Origin of the sequence: Nocardia sp. NPDC059228, from assembly GCF_042754245.1 — a bacterium.
Lineage (GTDB): Bacteria > Actinomycetota > Actinomycetes > Mycobacteriales > Mycobacteriaceae > Nocardia.
On the sequence record NZ_JBHZAL010000002.1, the window covers coordinates 274,885 to 283,920 of the forward strand.

The 9,036-nt window shown below is 70.5% G+C and carries 5 protein-coding genes; all 5 read left to right on the plus strand.

Annotated features, from left to right (window positions below; translation table 11 throughout):
• The first annotated feature begins 20 nt into the window (after window positions 1–20).
• Entirely contained in the window at window positions 21–2,720 is a 2,700-nt protein-coding gene (locus ACFXKA_RS05130) for a valine--tRNA ligase (RefSeq protein ID WP_379426172.1), read from the plus strand.
• A 74-nt stretch (window positions 2,721–2,794) separates the two neighbouring features.
• Entirely contained in the window at window positions 2,795–4,165 is a 1,371-nt protein-coding gene (locus ACFXKA_RS05135; protein WP_354835326.1) for a folylpolyglutamate synthase/dihydrofolate synthase family protein, read from the plus strand.
• A complete protein-coding gene (locus tag ACFXKA_RS05140) occupies window positions 4,162–4,569 on the plus strand; it encodes a DUF4233 domain-containing protein (RefSeq protein ID WP_354834834.1) in 408 nt (135 codons plus the stop codon). Before ACFXKA_RS05135 ends, ACFXKA_RS05140 begins: the two co-directional genes overlap by 4 nt.
• 159 nt (window positions 4,570–4,728) lie before the next feature.
• Window positions 4,729–5,145 (plus strand): nucleoside-diphosphate kinase, encoded by a 417-nt coding sequence (ndk, locus tag ACFXKA_RS05145; protein WP_354834836.1) that lies wholly within the window; start codon window positions 4,729–4,731, stop codon window positions 5,143–5,145.
• A 552-nt stretch (window positions 5,146–5,697) separates the two neighbouring features.
• Entirely contained in the window at window positions 5,698–8,895 is a 3,198-nt protein-coding gene (locus ACFXKA_RS05150; RefSeq protein ID WP_379426174.1) for a translation initiation factor IF-2 N-terminal domain-containing protein, read from the plus strand.
• Window positions 8,896–9,036: the final 141 nt, after the last annotated feature.

Consider the following 9,036-nt stretch of genomic DNA (forward strand, 5'->3'; position numbering starts at 1 on the left):
CCAGCCCTTAGAATCGACCGGTGACCAGCGCAGCCTCTGAGAACCCGCGTAATCGTGCCGATGCCCTCCCCAAGAGCTGGAACCCCAGCGATGTCGAGGCCGACCTGTACGAGCGCTGGGTAGCCGCCGGTTACTTCACCGCCGACCCGGGTAGCGCCAAGCCCGCCTACTCGATCGTGTTGCCCCCGCCGAATGTCACCGGCACCCTGCACATGGGCCACGCCCTCGACCACACCCTCATGGACCTGCTCACCCGCCGCAAGCGCATGCAGGGCTTCGAGGTGCTGTGGCTGCCCGGCATGGACCACGCCGGCATCGCCACCCAGACCGTGGTGGAGAAGCAGCTCGCCGTCGACGGCAAGACCAAGGAGGACTTCGGCCGCGAGCTGTTCGTCGACAAGGTCTGGGACTGGAAGCGCGAGTCCGGGGGCCAGATCCAGGGCCAGATGCGCCGCCTCGGCGACGGTGTGGACTGGAGCCGCGACCGCTTCACCATGGACGACGGACTCTCCCGCGCCGTGCAGACCATCTTCAAGCGCCTCTACGACGCGGGCCTCATCTACCGCGCCGAGCGCCTGGTGAACTGGTCGCCGGTGCTGCAGACCGGAATCTCCGACCTCGAGGTGGACCACAAGGAGGTCGAGGGCGAACTCGTCTCCCTGCGCTACGGCTCGCTGAACGACGATGAGCCGCACGTGATCGTGGCCACCACCCGGGTGGAGACGATGCTCGGTGACACGGCCGTCGCGGTGCATCCGGACGACGAGCGGTACCGGGCCCTCATCGGTACCACCGTCTATCACCCCATCACCGGCCGCCAGATCCCCATCGTCGCCGACGACTACGTGGACCCCGAATTCGGTTCCGGCGCGGTCAAGATCACCCCGGCGCACGACCCCAACGACTTCGAGCTCGGCCTGCGCCACAACCTGCCCATGCCCACCATCATGGACAAGACCGGCAAGATCGCCGACAGCGGAACCGAATTCGACGGCATGGACCGCTTCGAGGCCCGGCTCAAGATCCGCGAGCGGCTCGAGGCCGAGGGCCGCGTGGTCGGGCGCAAGTATCCCTACATCCACCAGGTCGGCCACTCCGAGCGCTCCGGCGAACCCATCGAACCCCGCCTGTCCATGCAGTGGTGGGTGAAGGTCGAGGGCATCGCCAAGGCCGCCGGTGACGCGGTCCGCAACGGCGACGTCAAGATCCACCCCGCCAGCCAGGAACCGCGCTGGTTCGAGTGGGTCGACAACATGCACGACTGGAACATCTCGCGCCAGCTGTGGTGGGGTCACCGCATCCCGATCTGGTACGGACCCGAGGGCGAGATCGTCTGTGTCGGACCCGACGAGCAGGCCCCCGAGGGCTACGTCCAGGACCCGGACGTGCTCGATACCTGGTTCTCCTCGGGCCTGTGGCCCTTCTCCACCATGGGCTGGCCGGACGCGACGCCCGAGCTGAGCACGTTCTATCCGACCAGCGTGCTGGTCACCGGCTACGACATCCTCTTCTTCTGGGTCGCCCGGATGATGATGTTCGGCATGTTCGTCTCCGACGACCCGGTGCTCACCGTCGGCAAGGACCCGAACCAGAAGCAGGTCCCGTTCCAGGACGTGTTCCTGCACGGCCTGATTCGCGACGAGTTCGGCAAGAAGATGTCCAAGTCGCGCGGCAACGGCATCGACCCGCTGGACTGGATCAACGAATACGGCGCCGACGCCACCCGATTCACCCTCGCCCGTGGCGCGCAGCCCGGCGGCGACCTCTCGGTCGGCACCCCGCACGTGACGGCCTCGCGCAGCTTCATCACCAAGCTGTTCAACGCCACCAAGTTCGCGCTGATGAACGGCGCGCAGCCGGGCGAGCTGCCCGCGCGCGAGAGCCTCACCGACACCGACCGCTGGATCCTGGACCGCCTCGACGAGGTCGTCACCGAAGTCGATGCGGCCCTGGACCGTTACGAGTTCAGCAAGGCCCTCGAGGGTCTGTACCACTTCGCGTGGGACGAATTCTGCAGCTGGTACCTGGAATTGGCGAAGGTGCAGTTCGCCGAGTCCGAGGAGCGCGCGGCGAGCACCCGCCTGGTGCTCGGCGCAGTCCTGGACGCCGTGCTGCGCCTGCTGCATCCGGCCGTTCCGTTCGTCACCGAGACGCTGTGGCAGGCCCTCACCGACGGCGCCGAGGGCGAGTCCATCGTCATCTCCGCCTGGCCGGCCGTCTCCGGCGCCACCGCCGACACGGCCGCGGCCCGCCGGGTTTCGGACACCCAGAAGCTGATCACCGAGATCCGCCGCTTCCGCTCCGACCAGGGCCTGGCCGACAGCCAGAAGGTGGCCGCCAAGCTCAACGGCATCGACACCGCCGACCTGCGCGCCCAGGAGGCCGGTATCGCCAACCTGGCCAAGCTCACCCCGGCCGGTGACGGCTTCGCCGCCACCGCCTCGCTCGAGGTGCGCCTGAGCACCGCCACGGTGACCGTCGAGATCGACACCTCCGGCACGGTCGACCTCGACGCCGAGCGCCGCCGCCTGGAGAAGGACCTCGCCGCCGCCCAGAAGGAACTGGCCGGCACCACCGGCAAGCTCGGCAACGAGGCGTTCCTGGCCAAGGCCCCCGAGGACGTGGTCGCGAAGATCAAGGCGCGCAAGGAGATCGCCGAGGGCGACGTCGAGCGGATCACCGCCCGCCTCGCCGAGATCGCCAAGCTGGCGGCCCAGTGAACGACGAACCGGAGCGTCAGTACGCCGAGGGCGCCCCGCTGAGCAGCGGCACCTCGCCGGTGGACCTGGCCGAGATGGCGCTGGTCGAGGCCGAACTCGACCAGCGCTGGCCGGAAACCAAGATCGAGCCGTCGCTCACCCGCATCGCGACGCTGATGGACCTGCTGGGCTCGCCGCAGCAGTCGTATCCGGCCATCCACGTCGCCGGTACCAACGGCAAGACCTCGGTCACCCGCATGATCGACTCGCTGCTCACCGCGCTGCACCGGCGCACCGGGCGCATCACCAGCCCGCACCTGCAGCTGGCCACCGAGCGCATCGCCATCGACAACGCGCCCATCACGCCCGGGCGCTATGTCGAGATCTACCGCGAACTGCTGCCGTACGTGGAGATGATCGATGCGCAGTCGAAAGCCGCAGGCGGCCCGGCCATGTCGAAGTTCGAGGTGCTGACCGCGATGGCCTACGCGGCCTTCGCCGAAGCGCCGGTGGACGTGGCCGTGGTGGAAACCGGGATGGGCGGTCGCTGGGACGCCACCAATGTGATCGACGGCCAGGTCGCCGTCATCACCCCGATCGGGTTGGATCACATCGACTATCTGGGCCCCGACCTCACCTCCATCGCGGGGGAGAAGGCCGGGATCATCAAGCAGGCCCCCGCCGACGACCTCGTCCCGCGCGACACCGTCGCCGTCATCGCCCAGCAGGAACCCGAGGCCATGGAGGTGCTGCTGCGCCGCGCGGTCGAGGTCGACGCGGCCGTCGCCCGCGAGGGCGCGGAGTTCCAGGTGCTGTCGCGTCGCGTCGCCATCGGCGGCCAGATGCTGGAGTTGCAAGGGCTCGGCGGCGTCTACGACGAGATCTTCCTGCCCATGCACGGCGAGCACCAGGCCCGCAACGCGGTGCTGGCGCTGGCCGCGGTCGAGGCGTTCTTCGGCGCGGGCGCGTCCCGGCAGCTCGACATCGACGCCGTACGAGCCGGATTCGCGGCCGCCGTCAGCCCCGGCCGGATGGAGCGCATGCGCAGTGCGCCCACGATCTTCATCGACGCCGCCCACAACCCGCACGGTGCCGCGGCCCTGGCGGCCACGCTGACCAGCGAATTCGACTTCCGCAAACTGGTCGGCGTGATCGCGGTGCTGGGCGACAAGGACGCCGGCGGCATCCTCGACGCCCTGGAACCGGTCTTCGACGAGATCGTCGTCACCGAGAACGGCTCCCCGCGCGCCCTGCCCGTCGACGACCTGGCCAACCTCGCGGTGCAGCGCTTCGGCGACGAACGCGTGGCCGTCGCACACGACCTGGCCGACGCCATCGAAACCGCCATCGCCCTCGCCGAGGGCGGGGAGGACGGCGAACTGGTCTCCGGTGCGGGCATAGTCATCACCGGCTCGGTCGTCACCGCCGGGGCCGCCCGCAGCCTGTTCGGAAAGGATCCCGCATGACCTCCGACGCCACGCCCGACGTCCCGCCGCCCGCCACCGACCCGTGGAAGGGCCTGCGCGGCGTCATGGCCGGCACCCTGGTTCTCGAGGCCATCACCGTGCTGCTGGCGCTGCCGGTGATCGGCGCGGTCGGCGGCGGCCTGCGCTGGTGGTCCATCCTCTACGTGGTCGGCCTGGCCGTGGTCATGTTCCTGGGCGCGGGCCTGCAGCGCCGGCCCTGGGCCATCCCGTTCAACCTGGCCCTGCAGGCGGCCCTGCTGCTCGGCGGCTTCATCCACCTGTCGATCCTGGTGATCGGCGTGGTCTTCGTCGCCGTCTGGGCCTTCATCCTGTTCCTGCGCTCCGATGTGCAGAAGCGCATGAAGGCGGGCCAGCTGCCCAGCCAGCGCATGTCCGGCGCATGAGTTCTCGTTGCCCCAGGCGACAACTGATTTCGTTGCGCTCGGGGTAACTCGTCGGGTACGTCCGAAATCGCTTCGCATCCTGACCGCCGGCACGCGAATCGGGCCGGCGACGGCTCCCGGCCGTGCGATGGAGTTTCGGGGAGGCGGTACTGTGACGGCGTGACTGAGCAGACGTTGGTACTCATCAAGCCCGATGGCGTGGCCCGCGGCCTCGTCGGGGAGATCATCACCCGGATCGAGCGCAAGGGTCTGAAGATCGCGGCGCTGAAGCTCGTGAACGTCTCGCCCGAGCTGGCCGCCGTGCACTACGCCGAGCATGCCGAGCGCCCGTTCTTCGGATCGCTCATCGAATTCATCACCTCCGGCCCGGTGGTCGCGGCCGTGCTCGAGGGTCCGCGCGCCATCACCGCGTTCCGTCAGATCGCGGGCGGCACCGATCCGGTCGAGAAGGCCGTCCCCGGCAGCATCCGCGGTGACTACGCCCTCGAGACCCAGTACAACCTCGTGCACGGCTCCGACTCGCCCGAGTCCGCCAAGCGCGAGATCTCGCTCTGGTTCCCGGAATTCGCGCTCTGAACCCGTGCGGGGCACCGCTCCCCGTACACACTCGATAGGTCCGGGGGAGACCCCGAAGGCAGAGGCAGCCGCCCGCCCCTGCGCCCCGGAAGGCAGGCGCGGGCGGGCGGCCCTCCGCCACACACCGGTCGGCTGCGGCGCGGTCCGCGTGAGACTCGCGAGGCCCGCTCCGGGCCGCGCGGGCACGACGCCCCGGCGTGGTGTGGGATACTGGCTCTGGAAGTGACCGACGCGGGCCGTTTGCGGCAGGTGCCGATCACCTTCGAATTGACACCGCGGAGCGACGGACGATCATCGCTGCCGCCGACGGCTTCCAAGACTCGGCCGCCGGGCAGGCACGCTGGATGAACGCTCGTGACACGGAGTTGAGCCAACCAAACCAGGCGCCACGTGAACTGTTAGCCCGAACGACGAGATACCGGTGATAACGGGACACGCGGCGCGAAGACTTACGATCGCGCGCCCCCGGGCGTGAGGTCGACAAGACAAGCGCCCCCGCGTCGGCCGCGTCGCTCCTCGGAGGAACGCGCCCGGGGGCCCCGAGGAGATTTCGTGGCCGATCAAGAGCCGCTGGAAGCATCGCAGAGCAACGGTGAAGGGGAGGGCGCTCAGATCACCCCGGCTGCCGAACAATTGCCGGAACGGATCCGAGTGCACGCACTGGCGAAGCTGCTGGGCACTACCAGCAAACGTATTCTGGCCCACCTGACCGAGATGGGCGCGCAGGCGCGAAGCCCGCAATCGAGTCTGGACCGCACCGTCGCAGAGACCGTCCGTGACGCCTTCGGCCCGCGTGAGGTCGAGCTGGTCGAATCCGCCCCGGCCGGGCCCGAGCCGATCGCCGAGGCCACCGTCGACGCGGCCATCGCCGCCGACGACGACCGGGCGGCCGACGAGATCGCCGCCGAGGAGGTGGAGGCCGTCGAGGACACCGCGGCCGCCGCGCCCGCGGTCCAGCAGACCACCCTGTTCGCGAGCCCGTTCCAGGCCGAGCCGCAGGTCGAGGAGCCGGTCCAGTACCAGCCGTCCGCCATGGTGGCCGCCCCGCTGTTCCAGGCGCCGGACGCCGCGGCCGCCGAGGACGCCCGCCGCCAGCGCCGCGCCGAGCGCGCCGGTCGCAAGGCCCGGGCCGAGGAGCAGGCTGCTGAGGAGCAGGAGCTCGAGGCCAAGGCAGCCACCGAGGAGGCCGCGTCCGAGGACACCGAGGACGAGGGCGAGTGGGACGGCGACCAGGACCGTGACCAGCGCGGTGAAGGCACCTCGCGGCGTCGCCGCCGGGGTCGCCGGGGTCGCGGTCGCGGTCGTGGCGAACAGCACGGAGACAACGACACCGATGAGGCCGAGGGCGACGAGCAGCCCGAGGGCGAGGCCGACGAGTCGGCCGAATCCGCCGACGTCGCCGAGGACGAGGACGAGGGCGCGGCCGTGCCGGAGGGCTCGAGCAGCCGTCGCCGCCGTCGCCGTCGCCGCCGCAAGGGCGGAGACGACAACGAGCCCGAGGCCGCCGACGACGATCCGCCGAACACCGTTGTGCACGAGCGCGAGCCGCGCAGCAAGCGCCGCGCCGCGCAGGTGGACGAGGTGCAGGGCATCAGCGGCTCGACCCGCCTGGAGGCCAAGCGCCAGCGCCGCCGGGACGGTCGCGAGGCCGGCCGCCGGCGTCCGCCCATCCTGACCGAGTCGGAGTTCCTGGCCCGCCGCGAAGCGGTGGACCGGGTGATGGTGGTGCGCGAGAAGCACTTCCCCGAGCACCCCACCTCCACCACCCAGGTCGCGGTGCTCGAGGACAACATCCTGGTCGAGCACTTCGTGACCTCCACCGGGTCGGCGTCCATGGTCGGCAATGTGTACCTGGGCAAGGTGCAGAACGTGCTGCCGTCGATGGAGGCGGCGTTCGTCGACATCGGCCGCGGCCGCAACGGCGTGCTGTACGCGGGTGAGGTGAACTGGGAGGCCGCCGGTCTGGGCGGCAAGGAGCGCAAGATCGAGCAGGCGCTGCGGCCCGGTGACACCGTGCTGGTGCAGGTCTCGAAGGATCCGGTGGGCCACAAGGGCGCCCGCCTGACCACGCAGATCAGCCTGGCCGGTCGCTTCCTGGTGTACGTGCCGGGCGGTACCTCGACCGGTATCTCCCGCAAGCTGCCAGACACCGAGCGCAAGCGGCTCAAGGAGATCCTGCGCGACATCGTGCCGCAGGACGCGGGCGTCATCATCCGCACCGCGTCGGAGGGTGTCTCCGAGGCCGAGCTGGCCCGCGATGTGGAACGGCTGCAGGCGACCTGGCGCACCATCGAGGAGCAGTCCAAGAACGGCTCGGGCGCGCCCAAGACCCTGTACGAAGAGCCGGACCTGCTGGTCAAGGTGGTCCGCGACCTGTTCAACGAGGACTTCTCCAAGCTGGTCATCGAGGGCGAGCGCGCCTGGACCACGGTGGAGAACTACGTCCGCACGGTCGCCCCGGACATGCTGGCCCGCGTCGAGCGCCACGAGAACAACGGCCTGGACGTGTTCGGTTCCCTGCGCATCGACGAGCAGCTGGCGAAGGCGCTCGACCGCAAGGTGTGGCTGCCCTCCGGCGGCACCCTGGTGATCGACCGCACCGAGGCCATGACCGTCATCGACGTCAACACCGGCAAGTTCACCGGGTCGGGCGGGTCGAATCTCGAAGAGACCGTGACCCGCAACAACCTGGAGGCGGCCGAGGAGATCGTGCGCCAGATGCGGCTGCGCGATATCGGCGGCATGATCGTCGTCGACTTCATCGACATGGTCCTGGAGTCGAACCGGGATCTGGTGCTGCGCCGCCTCACCGAGGCGCTGGGCCGGGACCGCACCCGCCACCAGGTCTCCGAGGTCACCTCGCTGGGCCTGGTCCAAATGACCCGTAAGAAGCTGGGCACCGGCCTGGTCGAGGCGTTCTCCACCACCTGCGAGACCTGCCACGGCCGCGGCATCCTGGTGCACAACTATCCCGTCGAGTCGTCGGCTCCGGCCGGGGACGGCGGCGAGGGTGTGAGCCGTCGTGAGGGTTCGCGCCGCCGCCGCAAGGACCGCAGCGCGGCCGCCGTCGAGGCTCCGGCCGTCGAACCGGTGGTCGAGGAGAAGGTCGAGAAGCACGAGGTCAAGGCCGAGCAGGCCGCGGCCAAGCGCGCCCACCCGGTCGCCATGGCCATGGCCGCGCACGCCGCCGAGGAGGCCGTGCACGCGGCGGACGAGGACGCCCTCGCCGCCGCCGATGCCGCGAATGCGGTGCTGGCCGAGGGTGAATCGGCGAGCGTGGCCGATGTCGAGGCCGCCGAGTCCGTCATCGTCCGCGAGGCCGAGAACGCCGCCGCCGAGGCCGCCCTGGCCGAGCGCGCGGTGTCCGAGGTCGAGACCGTCACCGAGGAGGCGGCGGTCGAGCCCGCGCCGGCCACCAACGGCACCGCGCCCGCCGTGGACACCGTCGTGGCCGAGTCCGAGCCTGTGGCAACGGAATCGCCGATCGCCGAGGCTCACGCGGCGGTGGCCGCCGTGGCCGCCGCCGAAGCGCAGTCCGGTCGTCGTCCTACCCGTCGCCGGGTGGCGCGCACGGCCTCGGCCCCGGCCGCCGACAGCCAGGGTGCGGTGTTCGTGCTCTCCAGCGCGGATCAGTCCGACAAGCCGGGCTTCAACCTGGACGATCTGGCTCCGGCCGCGGTGCCGCCGCGGGCCCGCCCGCGTCGCCGGGCCGCGGGCCGTCCCGCCGGTGCGCCGGAGGGCGAGAACTAGCCGGCTCCCGTCAGCAAGGCCGTGGCCCCCCCGAAATAACGCGGGGCCCCCGCCAGTTGGGGCGGTGAAGCACACCCACGGGGGTGGGGGGGGGGCCGGTTTGGGTGGGGGCGGCCATGTGCAGTGGGAGAGGTCACGCGC

Bases quoted from the DNA above. Each gene is read 5' to 3' on its own strand.
- ACFXKA_RS05135 (WP_354835326.1), top strand. From the start codon at position 2,795: ATGGCGCTGGTCGAGGCCGAACTCGACCAGCGCTGGCCGGAAACCAAG.
- ACFXKA_RS05140 (WP_354834834.1), top strand. From the start codon at position 4,162: ATGACCTCCGACGCCACGCCCGACGTCCCGCCGCCCGCCACCGACCCG.